At 41.8% G+C, this 17,369-nt stretch carries 14 protein-coding genes and 1 pseudogene; 11 read left to right on the top strand and 4 right to left on the bottom strand.

All coding sequences use genetic code 11. The annotated features are described in order from the left end of the window. Window positions 1-325 precede the first annotated feature (325 nt). The 6 genes and pseudogenes from HRU23_14595 to HRU23_14570 all read left to right on the top strand — a co-directional run bounded on the left by HRU23_14595 (window position 326) and on the right by HRU23_14570 (window position 6,315). Window positions 326-505 carry a hypothetical protein gene (locus tag HRU23_14595; protein ID NRA55369.1) on the top strand — a complete coding sequence of 60 codons (180 nt, stop codon included), beginning with the start codon at window positions 326-328 and terminating at the stop codon, window positions 503-505. A gap of 377 nt (window positions 506-882) precedes the next feature. Beyond that, window positions 883-1,181, top strand: a pseudogene (locus tag HRU23_14590) (AMP-binding protein). Between the two features lie 102 nt (window positions 1,182-1,283). Beyond that, window positions 1,284-2,183 carry a formylglycine-generating enzyme family protein gene (locus HRU23_14585; protein ID NRA55368.1) on the top strand — a complete coding sequence of 300 codons (900 nt, stop codon included), beginning with the start codon at window positions 1,284-1,286 and terminating at the stop codon, window positions 2,181-2,183. A gap of 43 nt (window positions 2,184-2,226) precedes the next feature. Then, window positions 2,227-2,487, top strand: coding sequence for a hypothetical protein (locus HRU23_14580; GenBank protein ID NRA55367.1), 261 nt, complete (start codon window positions 2,227-2,229; stop codon window positions 2,485-2,487). Between the two features lie 239 nt (window positions 2,488-2,726). After that, window positions 2,727-4,049, top strand: coding sequence for a hypothetical protein (locus tag HRU23_14575; protein NRA55366.1), 1,323 nt, complete (start codon window positions 2,727-2,729; stop codon window positions 4,047-4,049). Between the two features lie 334 nt (window positions 4,050-4,383). Next, window positions 4,384-6,315 (top strand): MOSC domain-containing protein, encoded by a 1,932-nt coding sequence (locus tag HRU23_14570; protein ID NRA55365.1) that lies wholly within the window; start codon window positions 4,384-4,386, stop codon window positions 6,313-6,315. 176 nt (window positions 6,316-6,491) lie between these two features. Here HRU23_14570 and HRU23_14565 read toward each other — a convergent pair whose 3' ends face one another. Continuing rightward, entirely contained in the window at window positions 6,492-7,832 is a 1,341-nt protein-coding gene (locus HRU23_14565; protein ID NRA55364.1) for a DEAD/DEAH box helicase, read from the bottom strand. 219 nt (window positions 7,833-8,051) lie between these two features. Between HRU23_14565 and HRU23_14560 the strand changes: the two genes are divergently transcribed. Together HRU23_14560 and nadE are read left to right on the top strand one after the other, a co-directional pair. After that, window positions 8,052-8,342, top strand: a complete 291-nt coding sequence (locus HRU23_14560; protein NRA55363.1) for a hypothetical protein — start codon at window positions 8,052-8,054, stop codon at window positions 8,340-8,342. A 338-nt stretch (window positions 8,343-8,680) separates the two neighbouring features. Beyond that, on the top strand, window positions 8,681-9,499 hold the full coding sequence (nadE, locus tag HRU23_14555; GenBank protein ID NRA55362.1) for an ammonia-dependent NAD(+) synthetase: 819 nt from the start codon (window positions 8,681-8,683) through the stop codon (window positions 9,497-9,499). Window positions 9,500-9,546: 47 nt separating this feature from the next. Here the strand turns inward: nadE and HRU23_14550 are convergent, their stop codons facing one another. From HRU23_14550 to HRU23_14540, 3 genes are all read right to left on the bottom strand, one after another. Further along, the gene (locus HRU23_14550) at window positions 9,547-11,856 is read right to left on the bottom strand and encodes a hypothetical protein (protein NRA55361.1); all 2,310 of its coding nucleotides are present in this window, start codon (window positions 11,854-11,856) and stop codon (window positions 9,547-9,549) included. Between the two features lie 211 nt (window positions 11,857-12,067). Next, on the bottom strand, window positions 12,068-13,810 hold the full coding sequence (locus HRU23_14545) for a DUF3413 domain-containing protein (protein NRA55360.1): 1,743 nt from the start codon (window positions 13,808-13,810) through the stop codon (window positions 12,068-12,070). Window positions 13,811-13,926: 116 nt separating this feature from the next. Continuing rightward, window positions 13,927-14,151, bottom strand: coding sequence for a DUF1414 domain-containing protein (locus HRU23_14540; protein NRA55359.1), 225 nt, complete (start codon window positions 14,149-14,151; stop codon window positions 13,927-13,929). Window positions 14,152-14,331: 180 nt separating this feature from the next. Between HRU23_14540 and yejK the strand changes: the two genes are divergently transcribed. The 3 genes from yejK to HRU23_14525 all read left to right on the top strand — a co-directional run bounded on the left by yejK (window position 14,332) and on the right by HRU23_14525 (window position 17,208). Next, on the top strand, window positions 14,332-15,354 hold the full coding sequence (gene yejK / locus HRU23_14535) for a nucleoid-associated protein YejK (GenBank protein NRA55358.1): 1,023 nt from the start codon (window positions 14,332-14,334) through the stop codon (window positions 15,352-15,354). Between the two features lie 136 nt (window positions 15,355-15,490). Beyond that, window positions 15,491-16,378 carry a 6-carboxytetrahydropterin synthase gene (locus HRU23_14530; GenBank protein NRA55357.1) on the top strand — a complete coding sequence of 296 codons (888 nt, stop codon included), beginning with the start codon at window positions 15,491-15,493 and terminating at the stop codon, window positions 16,376-16,378. Further along, the gene (locus HRU23_14525; GenBank protein ID NRA55356.1) at window positions 16,378-17,208 is read left to right on the top strand and encodes a M23 family metallopeptidase; all 831 of its coding nucleotides are present in this window, start codon (window positions 16,378-16,380) and stop codon (window positions 17,206-17,208) included. Before HRU23_14530 ends, HRU23_14525 begins: the two co-directional genes overlap by 1 nt. The last annotated feature ends 161 nt before the right edge of the window (window positions 17,209-17,369 follow it).

The following is a 17,369-nucleotide window of genomic DNA, read 5'->3' as shown; positions in this document are numbered from 1 at the left end:
ACACTTATACAACAGAGCCAAATGCCTTAGATGTATACAACCTGATTCTGTATGGGCCGTTGCAATGGCTGCTATTTTTGCTGCCGTGGCTAAACCTATAAGCACTCGGCTGCTTTAGCTTGAAATCACTTAGTAATGAGTTGATATTTGTTAAGTTGCTCTGTAGTCATCCAATGCACGCTGTCAAAATTTTCGGCATTAAGGGTGAAAAGTAAAAGTCTGGGCATTTTTTTTCCTAACATTTCTCGTGAGTACGTTAATAACGGCGCATGTTCTAAATCACTTTTTGCCAATTTGTTTGCAGGTTTGTTATTAACACAACACCATGAATGTACTCCGACTTTACCGCCTTTCCTACTTTGCGGGTAAGGCCAACGGTAAAGATATTTCGGTGATCGGAAATAGTAATACAGACAACGAAATACTTTATCTATTTTTCGAGTCTCTGATATTGACTCGAAAAATAGAACAGGAGTCTAATGCTCGCAGTTATTCGCGTCGTTAACACTGGATATTACCACCCCAATAAGAGATCAGTTTGTTCAATATTTATTTTCTATATTGCCGACTGATTTTTCAACACAAGCCAAAATTAAATTTTGTGGGCCGAGCGGCACTGATGCGGTAGAAGCCGCATTCAAGTTAGTACGCACGGCGACAGGGCGCAATACTATTCTCTCTTTCCAAGGGGCTATCACGGTATGAGCTAAGGCGCGATTAGCCTAGGGTAGTCGTCAGCCAAAAGCGGCATTAGAGGCTTTGCTTAGAGTGGGGTAATTCTTACCATACCCTTATGATTATCGTTGCCCGTGGCGGTGATTTTTGAAGAGATTCGCAGTCGAACGCCGCTGTTGCGTTGGCTTACTACCAACCAGTGAGGCGATGCGGCCAGTGCTGGCAGGGCAGTGGCTGAATTACTATCCGAGCATTGGGTTAATAATGCCTATGGACCGACGGAATGCTCTGACGATGTTGCTTTTTTCAGGATAGATAAAGCATCAACAACCAGTCATTATTTACCGATAGGTACCCCGATGGACAATAACCGTTTATATTTATTGGATAAAGGGTTTGATCTGGTCCCGACCGGTGCCATTGCTGAACTATGCATAGCGGGAACGGGAGTCGGCCGAGGTTACAGCCATGATCCAAAAGCGCTTTTATTCTCAAAGTTTTTATAGGTTACATTGATAATAAAGAAAAAAAACACGCAATATTGTAAATCTTTATGGCATACATTCGTTATTATTAATTAGATTAACTATTAATAGTGGAATGATTTTATGAAAATAAACTCTCTTTTTGTTGCCTTGGTGTTTTGTAATACTTATTTAATATCAGTAGCTAATGCCGATGAGTTGCCTAAACCTGGTACGCTTTTTAAGGACTGTAATATATGCCCCGAAATGGTGGTATTACCTGCTGGTGACTTTATTATGGGTACGCCAGAATCTGAGCTCGGACATCAGCCTGATGAAACTCCTCAGCATAAAGTTACCTTCAAAAAAGCCTTTGCCATTAGTACTTTCCAAGTGATGTCTAGTGAATGGGATGCTTATGTACAGGAAACCGGGGTTAAAATTAAAGATGGCGATACCCGTCCTGGTCGTGCTTGTAAGGCTGGGAAACCTAGTTATCCTCAAGGTACACGACAACCTGCTGTGTGTATGAACTATTATGATGTTCAAGCCTATGTTCATTGGATCGCTAAAAAAACAGGTAAAGACTATCGTATGGTCAGCGAAGCTGAGCGGGAATATGCTGCCCGTGGTGGCACTTCTGGGCCTTTTCCTTTTCCATTTGATAAGGAAGGGGTATATCAAATAAATAAAAATGCCAATACCTACGGTGATGCCGACGGTTACACATATACGGCACCTGCTGGCAGTTATCCCCCCAATGCTTATGGCGTATTCGATATGCATGGTAATACCTATGAATGGGTTGCAGATTGTTGGCATGATAGTTATGAAGGTGCACCTGCTGATGGTCACGCATGGATGGATAGTGACAGTGAAAGTTCTTTGGTGAGTTTGGTCAAAGCAGACAATTGTGAATCTTATCAGATCCGTGGTAATGATTGGATTGAGCCAGCTATTTTTTCTCGCTCAGGTAATCGTAATCATCGCTCTCCTGAGATCCTTGGAGATTGGCTTAGTTTTCGCGTGATCAGAGAGTTTTAATTTCATCGTGAACTGCAGTTTATCACTAACCTCTCCGATTTAAATGCTTCGAGGAAGCATTGCTATTAAACTGGTGGTGAGTGACAGCCTTAACATTGTTAACGATTGTGCTTATTTGCGCTTGGTTATTGATAATTTGCTTAAAAATGCCATTAATCACGCTGCAGCTCAAGTTGTATTAAGCGCTGTCGCAACAAAGGGTCGTGATAACGCATTGATCGAAATTTGTGTTGAGGACGACAGTGCTGGCATCGACGAAGCCGACTATGACATTATTTTTATCGCATATGCTCGCCTAGACTAAAGTCGTTCTCGAAAAACGGGCGGTTTGGGCTTAGGTTTGGCGATTGCACAAAAAGCGGAAAAGCGCTTAAACAGTAAAAAAATTGTTACTAAATCGCCATTAGGCGGCGCCAAATTTATTGTGCGACTCTAGTATCAGGCGTGATAACTAAGCCGCTATTGCTTACACTCCCTTACACTAAAACAAGATAATTGCTGGATAATTAAAACATCAACTACTTAAGAAATGAGATGTTTTAAATGAAAAGACCAATAGTAACCTGTATTGTCGGTACCCTCATCAGCCTTGGGCTTACGGCTTGTAATTCCAGCAGTAAATCAGTCACTGGAACGACCGTTACGTCAGCGAAAAAATCAACGACAGCGGTTGTTATACCACCACTATCAAGTGCCAGCCTTGCGTTAGGTATTACTGCGGTGCCACCTGAACTAGCTAAGGTGTATACGCCACAATATAAATTCAATCGTTATGCTAAGCACCTTGCGCCAAATGGAGAGGCTATTCACATTGTTGCTCAAGATAAATTATCGGATGATCAAATTGTTCGAGCGCGATCCATTTTAGGCCATTACTTGAAAGATTACTCGGGTTCAATTTATGGCGCCGACAAATCAGCAATCGCGAATAAAATGACAGAAAACGGTGCCATTCTTTTATTGCTTAATGGCAGTGACGATGGAACAAACCCCGCGGGTGAAGTTGATGGTCAGCCTTTATATCAAGAAGAGATACAAGTTGAAGGGGGTAAATGGTATTTTCAGCAAGACTATAATCACCGCGATGCCTCTTTTGAAGAAATACTCCATCTAGTACACGATTATGGCATTGGTGTTGATCAAGGTGAAACCTTTGAAGGCGCCTTACCTGCTTATCAGGCTGACATTCGTGCAGCACAAATCAGCGCCCAGTCTAATAAAGTATGGGGTGGGGAAAGTGAATGGATTAGTGAATTAACCATCGAGAATAGCCTTACTCAAGAATATTTAGCTTCAGTTATCGATGCATATTATGGCTTATGGGGGGCATGGCAGTCGACTGTTGGCGATACCTCTGCCGGTCAACTTATTCTCGACGAGAAAACACTTAGTCTTGACTGGGTCACTACTCGGAGCATGTGGGGCGGTTACGCACCCAAAAATCGTGCTGAAATATCAACCGAAGATCAAGCTGGGACTGAGCTAATGACTAACAAGTTTTTTCACCCATATTTAACTTATAACGCTAGAATTGCGGCTGAGTTTGCTGGCGAATTCTTCAGTTTAAGGCTCAATTCTGATTTTAGTTACACCAATCACTCGCAATATTTAAAAGATATCACCTTAACAGGTACTAAAAATACGGCCGTTGTAGTTAACCAACTTGATAATAATATCACGGGAAATAGTGGTAACAACAGGGTGATTTTAAGCGGTGTTTCATCTGAATATACAGTCGAAAAACAAGCAGATGGTTCGATCGTAGTGACAGATTTGGTCGATGATCGTGATGGCATTAACAGGCTTTCTAATATTGAAATACTGAAATTTAAAAGCAGCTATTTATCGCTTGTCAGCATTGATTAATAATATCGGCTCTGCTGTATTATAGTGTTGCCATTTGAACAGCAAGTCGCCGTAAAACCATCACGACTTCGGCGGACTTCCTCATGCAGCAGGCATGAGGGTTCTACCTACGTTCGAGGTTCTGGACCAGCATCGATGCTAGCCTTATTTTTTCCATTTAGTATAATAAATAATGGCTTTTTAGAGCCAATTGTAGGCGTTGTTTTATTTACTCACGTTAATTCAACTCACTGTATCAATTATATTTAATTCAATTATCTAATATGTTTATGGTCTAATTTACTTGCGTGCGTTAAAGTTGTCGATAATAAAACTATCCATATTAGGTAACAGCATGTCGAACGCTTATGTCAGCAGTTTAGCCATTTATCCCCTGAAATCAGCTGCGGCTATTGCCTGCCAATCGGTCGAAGTCATTAATACAGGCTTGCTCGGTGACAGACGATTTATGCTGACAAAAATCGATGGCACTTTTATGACAGGCCGGACTCACCCGAAAATAACCACTATAGTCTGTCAATATCAAGATGATGCATTAGTCTTAAAACATCCGAGCTGTGAAACGCTTACTGTAAACTTAGCTACACTGTCGGCTGATTATCATGCAACGTCAGTTTGGGGAAATAACGTGTCGGGTCAGGGCTGTGGCGCTGTAGCCGATCAATGGCTGAGTGAATTATTGGGCGAACCGCTGCGTTTATTGTACTTTGGAGAGCAGTCTAATCGGCCAGTAGCAGGGCACGATGAGCACCAAGTTGCCTTTGCCGATGGTTTTCCGGTATTGCTAACTAACGATGAGTCGCTTACTCATTTAAATCAACGCTTAGTTACACCCGTTGCTATGGCTAACTTTCGACCAAATATTACCATTAGTGGCTTGCCAGCATGGGCAGAGGACGAGTGGGCGCAAATAAGGATCGGTCAGGTGGTATTTGATTTACCTAAACCTTGCAGTCGCTGTATTTTTACAACTATTGACCCCGCAACAGCGACATTAGCTCCGAGCTTAGAGCCCTTAAAAACGTTAAGCACTTATCGCCAGCAAGCTAATGGTACTCAGGTGATGTTTGGGGAAAATATGTTGGCGTTAAATGACGGCACAATCAACGTTGGCGATAAGGTTGAACTACTAAAAACTAAACCGCGACCGGTATATGCAGATAATTGGCAACCACCTATTGTTGAGCGTCGTTTAGCTAAGCAATTAGCATTGTCCAGTAAGTCTGTTAGCAGTGCTAGTGGCGCCAGGGCTACAAAGTTATTGCGTTGTGTTCAAATCATCGCTGAAACAGCAGATGTTAAAACGTTTGTTTTTTGCGCTGATTTAATCGAGCGATTTAGCTATTTACCAGGTCAGTTTATTACAATTTCAGTGATAATCGAGGGCAAACGACATAATCGATGTTACACGCTGTCATCGAGCCCTTCGAAACCCGATGTTATATCGATAACCGTAAAAAGAGTGACCGCTGGCATCGTCTCTAATTGGTTGCACGATAACTTTTCAGTTGGCAGTGTTTTAAACAGTTCGGCTGCGAGTGGGGATTTTCATTTGGGTGAAAATAATCGCAGTAAGTTACTGTTAATTTCAGCGGGATCTGGCATTACGCCAATGTTGTCGATAGTGCGATATATTACTGACTTGGCATTAGCCATCGATGTTCATTTTCACCACAGCGCCAAAACGGAGGCCGACTTAATATGCTTCGAGCAGTTACAGCAATTGGCCAAATCGAACCAAAACTTGAGCTTGTCTTGTAACTTTACTCGCCAAAGTGCGTTAGACCACTTCGGCGTAAGCAATCGCTCGTGCCGTTTATCTGGTGCAATGATCAGCGCTATTTGCCCTGATGTTCTAAAACGAGATGTGCTTGTTTGTGGTCCCAACGATTTTATGACTAACGCTAAAATGCTGTTAACGGATCTTGGTTTAGTGCCGGAGCAATATGCACAGGAAAGTTTTGTGGTTAATACGACCGAGGTTGAGCTAGCGCAGAGCAGTGTAAGTTACAAAGTGAAATTTTTAAAAAGCGCAATCGAAGTTGATATCACCGGCGATCAAACCATCCTTGCTGCAGCAGAAGAAGCTGGTATTTATCCCGAATATAGTTGCTTGGCTGGTATTTGCGGCAGTTGTAATAGCCAAATAATCCGTGGTGAGCTACATGCGCCAAATGCTATGGCAATAGACAGTGACCAGAGGAACAATGGAGAATTTTTACCCTGTTGCAGTTATGCCCGTTCTGACTTAGAAGTGGACTTATAAGCTTGAGAGTGTACCTATCGTGTTGGAAACAGTTGAGAGTAGGGCATAATAAAATATTGTTAGTGTCGTATATTTGAAATAAAAAGAGCGGCTAAGATTAATCTTAGCCGCTCTTTTTATTTATTAAGCGCCTAATTGATTAGTGATAATCACTAATCAATTAGCAAGTAAAGAGTTTAAGATTCTTCGGTACTAGGCTTAATTTTCTTCTTCATCATTGGTAAGTGACCAACCTCAACAGCGTTTGCAAATGACTTATCGTCTTTCTTTGCTTTTACTTTCGTTTTATTGGCTCCGGTCTTTTTACTTGAATGTTTATTGGGACCTTGGCTGGACTTTTTAGCCACTTTCTTTGGCTTCACTGGTTTAATGCCCTTAAAGCGCGCAACCATTGTTTCTATTTTCTCAAAAGAGAAGGTCTTTTTAAGTAACAGTTGGATCCGTTCAAGGCTTTGCCAATCACGGCGACTAACCAGTGAAATTGCAATGCCAGTTTTACCGGCACGACCTGTTCGGCCAATTCGGTGAATGTAATCTTCAGGGTGTTTTGGTAAATCAAAGTTAATCACGTGGCTAACGTGTTTAATGTCGAGTCCGCGGGCCGCAATATCAGTTGCAACCAATATCTTGATGGTGGTGCGCTTAAAATCATCCATGGTTTTGCTACGAACATTTTGGGCGAGATCACCGTGCAACGGCAATGCAGATAGGCCATGATCGGTTAATAATGTGGCTAAGCGCCCGCTGTCAGCTTTTGTCGCGGTAAAAATCAATATTTGTTCAAAAGGTGATTTTGTTAGCTCAAGCAACAATTTTTCTTTATGTTCAACATGATCGGCTAAATAAAGCTGCTGAGTAATTGACTGATGTTGGTCCGTGGAGTGACCAATCTCAATACGCTGGGCATTTTGCAATACTTCGACTGCCAAATTTGTAATTTGGACGTCATCGATGGTCGCTGAAAATAACATGGTTTGACGATTTCGGTGGTCTGCACTGGCATTAATGGTGGTTAAATCGGCTGAAAATCCAAGATCTAACATCCGATCTGCTTCATCAAGTACGAGTACTTCCAAGGCGTGTAACGCAATGTGACGGTGTTTTAAATGATCAGCAAAACGACCGGGAGTTGCGATAATAATGTCAGGTTCTTTGCGTAAGACTTTGGCTTGGTCATTGAACGACTCACCACCAACAATTAGGCTGGCACTGAGACGACTACCACTGGCTAATTTTCTAAAATCAGTATAGACCTGATTCGCCAATTCGCGGGTTGGTGCCAATATAAGTGCACGAGGATCGCGTTTTGAGAAAGCTTTTGTTCGCAACAATCTTTGCATAATAGGCAATAGAAAAGCGATTGTTTTTCCTGATCCCGTCTGCGATGAAGCCAGAATATCTTTGCCAGCGATTGCAACTGGAATTGCCTGTTCTTGAACCGGGGTAGGTTGGTTAAAATCTAGGTGTTGTAACGCCGTGATGATCCGCTGATCTAAGCCAAAATTAGTGAAAGACAAAATGTGTTCCGTAACAAAAATTAATTAACCGCCATTATAATTCGTTGTTTGCTTATCTACTAATTTTTTATCCCGCTTTAGTTCACTATTTACCAGTTTAAGTTAAAACTGCTTAACTATCAGGTTAGGTGCTGGTCAACTTCCATCAGTTGGACACTATATTTCAATATAGTGTTTATATTTGTAATGTATACGAGCGCCACTACAGGTGTTGATGATGTGAAATTTATGTGCTCGGCTTGTGATATCAGAACATTATTTCGACACATTCTGAACCTAAAGGGACGGATCAGCGATAATTTAGTTGAAAATTTGGTTCCGGGGCTGCCGCAGATTAACGATAACCTACTCGCAGGTTTGTATTATCGCGCTGGCCACCAATCTAAACCCTGTGCCGCATTGTATTGTTCACGACTGCAAATTTTGACCGCACAGTCCTTTGATATCTTGCCAAGCTTATCGGCAAGATATCATAGGAAACAAGTGGTTGTTAAGGCCCAACAATGGTAAATTATCTGGTAAAGAAATCCCAATCGTTGGGCCCCTGAAGTAACTTGTGAAAGAGATCTTAAAATTATTTCCTAAAACACTTAGTTTGTATTTATTGCCAGGGCGGTTGCGTCATGCCGACGCTAATGTCGTGTCAAACGATTGCCAATGGACTCAAGCGCATTAGCTAAGCAGCACCAACGCTTATATGCTCGGTTCATAATATTAATCCGCTTGCCGTTGCTTATTTGTTTAACCATACGTTAGCACCAAGCTTAACTTTATACCCGCAAGATCCCGCAATAGCCGAGGCTTTGGCATTATGGCATCAGGGCTAACTCGAGATGAAAAGAATTAAGATGAAACAAACAATATTAGATGAAATGCGAGTATTACCGACAATTGATCTTGAGCTTGAAATAAATCGTCGGGTTGATTTTATCAGCAAGCAACTCGTTAACAGTGGCGCAAAATCACTGGTATTAGGTATTAGTGGTGGCATTGATTCAACATTAACGGGCAAGTTGGCTCAATTGGCTATTGATAAACTCAATCAAGGTCAGTCTGAATCTGCTTATCAATTTTATGCGGTACGTCTGCCTTATGGCGTTCAGCAAGATGAAGCCGAAGCACAACTGGCTATCGAATTTATCTCGCCAAGCCAGGCTATCACCGTCAATATTAAAAATGCGACCGAAAGCTTAGTCGCTGAGTGCGATCTTAATAAGATAGCCGTTAGTAGCCAGGTTAATCGTGATTTCATTAAAGGTAACTTAAAAGCAAGAATGCGAATGTCAGCGCAATATCATGTCGCAGGGCTCACTGGTGGCCTAGTTATCGGCACTGACCACTCTGCTGAAAATATTACGGGTTTTTATACTAAATTTGGCGATGGTGCTTGTGATCTTGCACCACTGTTTGGCCTTAATAAGCGTCAGGTCAGAGCTTTAGCAACCCAATTAGGTGCGCCGACGTTATTAGTAAGCAAGGCACCCACCGCAGATCTAGAGTGTGATAAACCTCAATTAACAGACGAAGAAGCACTGGGCATTACCTACGATGAAATTGATGATTTCCTTGAAGGCAAGACGGTTAGGGCCGATATTGAAGCGCGCTTAATTGCTATTTACCAACGGACCCAACATAAACGTCAGGCAATTCCAACGATTTATGGTTAATATGAATAGCGTCGACAGCACCAAGGCTGTCGACGCTATTCACGTTGCTAGTGACGCAATGGTAACCCTTGCGAAGTTAAGCCCGCGGATTTACGACTTAAAAAGAAATTATTTTTACTTTTTAGTCCGGATATTCGCCCTTTAGCATCATATTTTAACTGACCGGTCTTTTCTATAATCGTGTTGCCAGTGATCAATGCTTGTTCAATTGGGGCATGCCAAGTAAATAAGCGGGTGGGACCTCTATTCTTACCTGGTTCGTCGTCTGTCCGTTCACGGTCGATAATAATCCAGTTATCAGTCATGATCACGGTAGAAGCTGGGATCTGTTTTTTGCAGTGTTTTTTCTCAGTGCCAATACTAAACAAATCAGAATTATCAGTGAATTTCCCATGATGTAGCGTGCTGTTTTTAACCACTAAAGAGCCGCCACACGGAAAATCAATTATTCGTGAGTAACGACCGTTCAATCCTATTATATTACTGTTTTCTATTAAAGTATTAGCTGCGCGGCTTTTAAATAAATGGCCTTTACCGAATGCTGACTTAATAGTACTGTTGCGAAAAATTACCGAATCAATTTCGCCAGCATATAAGCCATGGCCCAGCCGTCTTGATTTATTGTAACGGCCAGTATTCTCGATCAAACTATTATCAACAATAATTCCTCCGCCGCGGTTGTCAGTTAATATGCCGATAGCGGTGTTTTTAATATGAGAATTGAGCAGTCGTAATCGCACATTGGTGCCCGCAAGCTTAATTCCTGCACAATTACCATTGGTACAGTTTGCATCCAAGCCATTACCGTTGAAGTTATTAATAATCACTTCACATTCGTTGCAATCGATATTTATAATGGCTCTATTGCGGCTTTTACCTCTGAGTGATACCCCGGCTAAATTAATGTTAATGGACTTATTTATGTAGAGCCCTTGGCCGTAAATTCCTGGCTTGATCACCAGCTGAGTGCCGGGTTTAGTCTTTTTGATCATTTTGTTTAAATCAACCGGACTGTATTTTTCGCTCTTGACCGTCGCCGGAAAAATCGCTGGTGTTTTTGGGTGCTTATAAATCCAAAAACCGGTTTTGTGGCTTGCAATGCCAGCAAATACATCCTGTTTTTTTAAATAAACCCACTTACTGTAAACTCTTTCATCACCTTCAATAGGTCCATAGTTGCGCCAATTAATCACCTGCCAGCCACGGTCGACAAACTTAGGGTCTAATATTGCTATTTTTCCTGCCCCATTCCAGCTAACAAGGTTGCCTGTTTTATCGATTGCAATAGATTTACCATTGGGCATATTGGTCACTAAGCGGTGAACTGACTTGCCCGTGATCGCATTAAACGCCAGCAATCCGTTACGATGAAGCGACCATAACAGCTTATTGTTATCATCGTAGTGCATTAGCCCATCACCATAACCTGGCTGGTTCGTAAATATATCACCAGGATTGATGGTTGCTTTTATCGGATCATAAATTATTGTGCGGGCAGAGGTCCCAATAATTAAGCGACCGTCGGCTAATTCAGCCGTTCGAGGATAGTTTGGTGCTATGCCTTTCATTTGTTGGTCGGTGAACACTTTCCGCCACGACAGTGGCTGTAAATTATTATGCACTTTATTTTTCGACGGGTTAAACTCATACATGCCTCTGCCACGGCCCTCAGCAGCAGCGAAAATTAGCTGACTGTTTTTATATTTATCCTCTTTATCTTCAAAACATGAACCGCCAGCCGCGCCGTGAGATAATACAAATATTGTTTGTGTTTTTTGGCTAAAGATAATGCCATCGTAGGTATGAGCGCTGCCGGGTTTCATTGGGTTTGCGCCACGCCAGCAGAGTTTTCTGGCGGGTTTTTTTTCCGATTTATTGTAATCGCGTAACACAAACAGCCGAGTTAACGGTGAGGGATCAGTGATACGAGACCACCGACCATCATTTAAGTTGAATTGGTAAACCTCATTGCCGCCATAATCTGCGTGACCACCGCCAGTGAAATACATGATCCCGGTTTGCTCGTCGAATGCCGCGCCATTCCATGCCCTTAAGACTGATGATGGTCCGGTCGACATTCTAAGGCGGCGTTGTATATCTTTGGGCCACACCGATGAAATTGAACGGTGCTTATTTGATGCGATAATTTCACACCAGCCACCGCTACCTAATTTATCTAAACAGTCATTAAGGTTGTTGCCGATTAATGTCTTGCGGCTTTGGTGTTGCTGCGTCGCGCTGACAGTTTTGGCACCAGAATTAGCGGCAGCCTCGTGATTATAAGCGACCAATCCTGCGATAACTGCAATGAACAGAGTCAAGAGAGAAAAGGAATATCCAGTTATTTTACTCTTCATTAATTACTCCACAATTTTATGACTGCTTATCAGTTTATAGGCGTGACGATTTAGTAAGCTGGAACTTGATCGATAACGGGTTTAATAAATAGTTTAGCTGAGTAACGTGTAATTGGTACTGCGGTAGATGGGGGACTGATAATAACGGCTCAACTATTGGGGGGAGCTCAGCCGTTATTTATTCAATTTAGATCATAAAGACGCTTGAAACTTAACGTGAGAAACGTTGCTGTTTGGCCATTAAGTCAATAAATGCTTGGAAAGGTAAATAAACGCCATTTAGGCGTTGATAAGACTCATTATAGAACTTGAAATCACCATGACGGCTAATTTCAGCAATTTTCTGGCTTTGATAAATCGCAAAATCATCAGGCACGCCAATATAGATAAGATCATTGGTTTGAGTACTTAATAAATCATTGCCGACACTATAGTCACTGGCAGGGTTGGTACAACCAAAGCTATGTTTAAGTAACGTTGGCAGGACATCGTAGTGAGAGGTTAATTTATTAATGGTTCCACTTGCTGTATTAGGTAAAGAAATAATCAATGGTACGTGCAAGTTCACTTTCGAATATTGGTTAGAGCTATTATAGAGAGAGGTTAAATCCATGCCCCTGTTGGCAGTGATAACAACGGTTGTCGTGGTCAAGTCGACCTGCGTAACAATGCTTTTTACTAATTGATCAATATAGCTTAATGAGCGCAGATATTGACGGGCTAATATCCGTTCTGGTGCTGATAAACTCTGTTGTTCAAGCGTGACCTTTGGCATAAAACCAGCGGGTGAGTCGAACTCCTGACTTGAAAATAAAGTAATGTTGGCATAAAAGCTGGCAGATAACGCATCGCTTGAACTGTCGTTCAAGAAGTTGACTAAATTAGTTGTTACGGTCTGATCGTGTTGTGCTACCGCTTGGTTGATGCTGGTATTTGTGTCACTGATAAATTCACGTTTAAAGCCATAAGCACGTGCTTGCTGATTGAGTAAACGCGGCATCTGGTTGGCATTAAAAATATGGCTATATTGCGCCGGCAACCCAGTGTCGAGGTTAAATTTTGCCAACCTAGGGTTTAGGCTGGTTGAAATATGTTGGGTAGCAACGATGCTTTTGGCAGCAAAATCGGTTAAATACGGCATAACTTGTGGTGTTAATAGTTGCTGGTTTGCTGTGGCTAAATTAATGATTAATAAATTATTGGCAGCATTAGCTCGACATTGTAATGGGTGCAACGGGTAGGTAATAGTCGTTGGGCTATTACTTAATTCCCGCTCTTGGCGCAATGTAACATTAAATCCGTATTTATTGAGTAAGCTACGGGCGGTTGAACCATGTGACAAAGGGAAGGTTCGATCATAGCTCAACACCGGCTGGTAAAGAGTGGCGTCGGCCCAAATATGGATAAGGTGGCTGATAAAGAATGCGACAAAAAATACGCTGGCGACTTTATTGCCGATATTCCATTGGCGGATCACTGCTAAGCGCTTCCAAATAAGGTTGGCTAACGTTAACTCTACCGTTAATAAGGCTAATAAAAATAAAGCAATGCTGCTCCAGCCGATACTGCTATCTAAATTAAAGCCATCGAGATCAAAGACCAATAAATTTAAATGAATTTGATAATTTTGATAGACACTGCCATCAATCAGCAAGGCAACAATCGCCCCCGTCGCAACAACAGCGCCAATCGCTCGCATTGCTTTGGATGATGGAAACAAAAACGTCAGCGGGAACAAAATGACGATATAGCTGACTATACCGAGTAAGGCGAAATGTCCAGCGAGAGTAAATATGAGGTACACAATGCTAATGAACGTGTCGTCGACATTTTTGGCAAAAATATAACGGGTCGACATCGCGATAGCTAAGACAATATTGGCAACCAAAAACCAGTGGCCCCAGCCGATTAAGCGCGACACTCTGTCTTTGTAAGTATTTCCAGTATCTATCATAACAACTCAAAAATTAAAATAATCAGCAAATTATCACATGATGAGCTTGTTAGGGCAACAAGCGAACACCCTGTGGTTGAAAAATATCAGGGTGTTATTGTTACAATTAGTTGCGGTTAGTGTAGGTCAACACTAATCGATGAACTAAGTGCATTTGCAAAACTGGTTGCAACTTGTTTGCGCTGAGAAGGCGGCACATTCGTATTGATGATAGTCGTCGCGGCGTTACCTAATGCCATTAAGCTCAGATCGGCTTTGGCGTTTTCATTGTCCAGTACGGTAAGCAATTGCATGATTAATTGTTCGACTTGTTCATTTGAATATTTTGATTTAACGGCCATAAAACTTATTTCTCTAGTAAAAGTGATGAGAGTTGGATCGATTGCGGTATTTAAATGTGCTTGCAAGTGCTTTTAGTGTTCATTAACACCGAGCCAAGACATTATTTTAAGCTAACGCAGTTACCAATCTTTAAAAACCAGCTTATAATACAGTAAATTTTTAGATTGGACTAATAACAAATGAGCGTATCGATCAAGCATATTATATTGCATCAAATTAATACTACCGCTGAAGGGGATGTTACTTTTTCGGCGCGAGACCAAGTGTTGTCGCCTACGCGAGATGTTGAGTTATTGGTCAGTGAGTTGCACCGTATCTACAATAGTAAGCAAGGCAAAGGTTACGGTTATTTTATTGACGATGAAGAAGGTCAGGGTGTTTTTGCTCGTTCATTGTCTGATTATTTAGATCAAGACAATGATTTTGTGGCATTTTCTCAACAAGCAATCCAATTGTTGCAAACTGAATTGTCGAAATATAACTTTGCCGAACAAGGTTATTTAATGCTGGCTAACTACACACATACGGCCAGTCACTATTTGTTTGTCGCGCTGATATCACCAAAAGATTCGATTGTCGTAGATGAAAGCCTCGATGTATTAAGCAACCAGCATCTTGAACTAAACAATTTACAACTCGCTGCGCGCATTGATCTTAGCATGTGGCAAGCCGAGCCAGACTCAAAACGCTTTATCTCTTTTATTCGCGGACGTGCTGGTCGTAAAGTGTCAGATTTCTTTCTTGATTTCATGGGCTGTAAAGAAGGCTTTAATGCTAAAGAACAAAATCGAAAATTGCTTAACGCGGTTGACGATTATTGTGATGCATCTGAATTAAGCCGCAGTGAAAAAGAACAATATCGCGAAAAAGTATTCGATTATTGCAAAGACAAAATCGATAGCGGTGAAGAAATTGGTATTCGTGAATTATCAAAGACAATCTCCGAAGGTGCTGATCAAGGTTTTTATCAATATACCGAGCAGCAAGGTTATGAGTTAGAAGAAGAGATCCCTGGCGATCGCGCGACTTTACGCCAATTAAAGAAATTCGCGGGTACCGGTGGCGGCGTGTCGATTGGTTTTGAACAAAAACATCTGGGTGAACGGATCATTGTTGATTTAGAAAATGACAAGTTGACAATTGTTGGTATTCCACCCAATTTACGCGATCAACTAACCAGACGCTTAAAGTCAGATTTCTAAGCTGACGTCTTAATATTATCTCGCGATTGTTTTTTCTAATTATGTGTGGCCAAACCTGCATTTATTGTAGGTTTGGGTATATAATGACGACCTTTTTATTTTCGGGTGGACTGTTTTTCTACCCACAGGAACCATTATGAAACTTTTTGTAAATAACTTAACCGTTATTGATTATTCTTATTTATGTGCTGAGCGTGGCATGGTGGGCGAAAGCCTGATTGTCGATATTATTCTTGATGGCAGTCTTAACGAAGAACGCATGGTACTTGACTTTGGTTTGGTTAAAAAACAAATTAAAGCGGTTATCGATTTTGAAGTAGATCATAAGTTATTAGTGCCAACGGGCAATGATGCGATTTCTTACAATTTAGTCGATGACAAAACGCAAATAATTCTCGACCGACCTGATCAATTACCTATTTATTTAAATTGCCCCAATGAAGCCTTTGCCCTGATTGAAACCGCAGTGATTGACGAGCAAGCGATAATTGACCATCTCACTATAGCGATCAGAAAAGTATTACCTGACAATGTTGTTGGCTTAGAATTAAAACTCGCAGCAGAACCAATGTTTGGACCTTTTTATCATTACAGTCACGGTCTTAAAAAACATGACGGTAATTGTCAACGCATTGCTCATGGTCACCGTTCTATCATTGAAATTGAACGTAACGGCGAAAAAGCGTTGGATCTTGAAGAGTATTGGGCCCAGCGTTGGCAAGATATTTATTTAATCACCGAATCTGACATTGTGACTCCGCAAGACATTACCTTACCAGAAGTCTTAGAACCGCTGCGTAATGTGCCACAACTACATTGGTTAGCTTATGAAGCACCGCAAGGCCGCTTCGAATTAGTGATGCCACAAGCCCATTGTGAGGTAGTTGACTTTGATACCACCGTTGAACAATTAACCGAATTTATTGCACAAACACTGGCCAACGAAAATCAGGGCGATACAATTTCAGTTATCGGCTACGAAGGAGTTGATAAGGGTGCCATGGCAGCCTGTCTCATAAAATAATGAAATTCAAGATCTTAACCAGCTTAATGCTAGTGCCATTAACAGCACTAGCCACAAATAATCAACGGGTAATTGATGCGTTAGCGCTCCAAGGTACCTTGACTCAGGGCGCTTTGATTCATGGCCATATTTTAGCTGACTCACAACTTTTCCTTGATGGCGCTATGGTGAAAATCCATAATTCAGGCGCTTTTGTGATTGGTTTTGGTCGTGATTCTAAGCTTAGCCACCAATTGAAATACACCACAGCCGATGGTAAGCAACACAATTACGCAGTGACGCTGACAGCCCGAGATTATAAAATTCAACGGGTCAATGGTATTTCAAAAAAGATTAGTCAACCAAGTAGTGCCAGTATTAAGCGGGCGCGACTTGATTCTAAACAGGTTGGTGCTGCCAGACGTAAATGGTCAGATAATACCTATTTTAACCAGTCATTTATTTGGCCGGTGACCGGTCCTATCAGTGGTGTTTACGGTTCCCAGCGTTTTTATAACGGTAAACCTAGTCGCCCGCATTTTGGGGTAGATATTGCCAGAACAACGGGCACTGTCGTAGTGGCACCGGCAGATGGTATCGTGCGGTTATTTGTTCCTGATATGTTTTATTCAGGCGGCACTTTGATTATCGACCATGGCATGGGGGTTTCTTCATCTTTTTTACACCTCAGCGCCGGATTAGTTAAAGCGGGCGATCGGGTAACTCAAGGACAGCCCGTGGCAAAAATTGGCAGCAGCGGCCGTGCCACCGGCCCTCACCTTGACTGGCGCATGAACTGGTTAAGACAACGAGTTGACCCGCAATTATTAGTGCCAGCAATGGTCAAATAAAAAATTATTAAGTTAAGCCAAATCACAAAAAGCCCTTAAACAAGGGCTTTTTTATGTTCACGACTAAATGGATTTAGGAGGTAGGGCGAAGCATGGCAGGAAATTAGTTCCAGACATTTCCTAAGTACCGCCTTCTATGGCGGCACTCTTAATTGCCATAC

The sequence above is a fragment of the Gammaproteobacteria bacterium genome, from assembly GCA_013214945.1.
Classification (GTDB): Bacteria; Pseudomonadota; Gammaproteobacteria; order Enterobacterales; family Psychrobiaceae; genus Psychrobium.
This window is presented reverse-complemented; position numbering and strand designations above follow the sequence as displayed.

Excerpts from the sequence above, each read along its gene's own strand:
- HRU23_14595 (NRA55369.1), top strand. The coding sequence starts at position 326 with ATGAATGTACTCCGACTTTACCGCCTTTCCTACTTTGCGGGTAAGGCC.
- HRU23_14585 (NRA55368.1), top strand. The coding sequence starts at position 1,284 with ATGAAAATAAACTCTCTTTTTGTTGCCTTGGTGTTTTGTAATACTTAT.
- HRU23_14580 (NRA55367.1), top strand. The coding sequence starts at position 2,227 with ATGCTTCGAGGAAGCATTGCTATTAAACTGGTGGTGAGTGACAGCCTT.
- HRU23_14575 (NRA55366.1), top strand. The coding sequence starts at position 2,727 with ATGAAAAGACCAATAGTAACCTGTATTGTCGGTACCCTCATCAGCCTT.
- HRU23_14570 (NRA55365.1), top strand. The coding sequence starts at position 4,384 with ATGTCGAACGCTTATGTCAGCAGTTTAGCCATTTATCCCCTGAAATCA.
- nadE (NRA55362.1), top strand. The coding sequence starts at position 8,681 with ATGAAACAAACAATATTAGATGAAATGCGAGTATTACCGACAATTGAT.
- HRU23_14550 (NRA55361.1), bottom strand. The coding sequence starts at position 11,856 with ATGAAGAGTAAAATAACTGGATATTCCTTTTCTCTCTTGACTCTGTTC.
- HRU23_14545 (NRA55360.1), bottom strand. The coding sequence starts at position 13,810 with ATGATAGATACTGGAAATACTTACAAAGACAGAGTGTCGCGCTTAATC.
- HRU23_14540 (NRA55359.1), bottom strand. The coding sequence starts at position 14,151 with ATGGCCGTTAAATCAAAATATTCAAATGAACAAGTCGAACAATTAATC.
- yejK (NRA55358.1), top strand. The coding sequence starts at position 14,332 with ATGAGCGTATCGATCAAGCATATTATATTGCATCAAATTAATACTACC.
- HRU23_14530 (NRA55357.1), top strand. The coding sequence starts at position 15,491 with ATGAAACTTTTTGTAAATAACTTAACCGTTATTGATTATTCTTATTTA.
- HRU23_14525 (NRA55356.1), top strand. The coding sequence starts at position 16,378 with ATGAAATTCAAGATCTTAACCAGCTTAATGCTAGTGCCATTAACAGCA.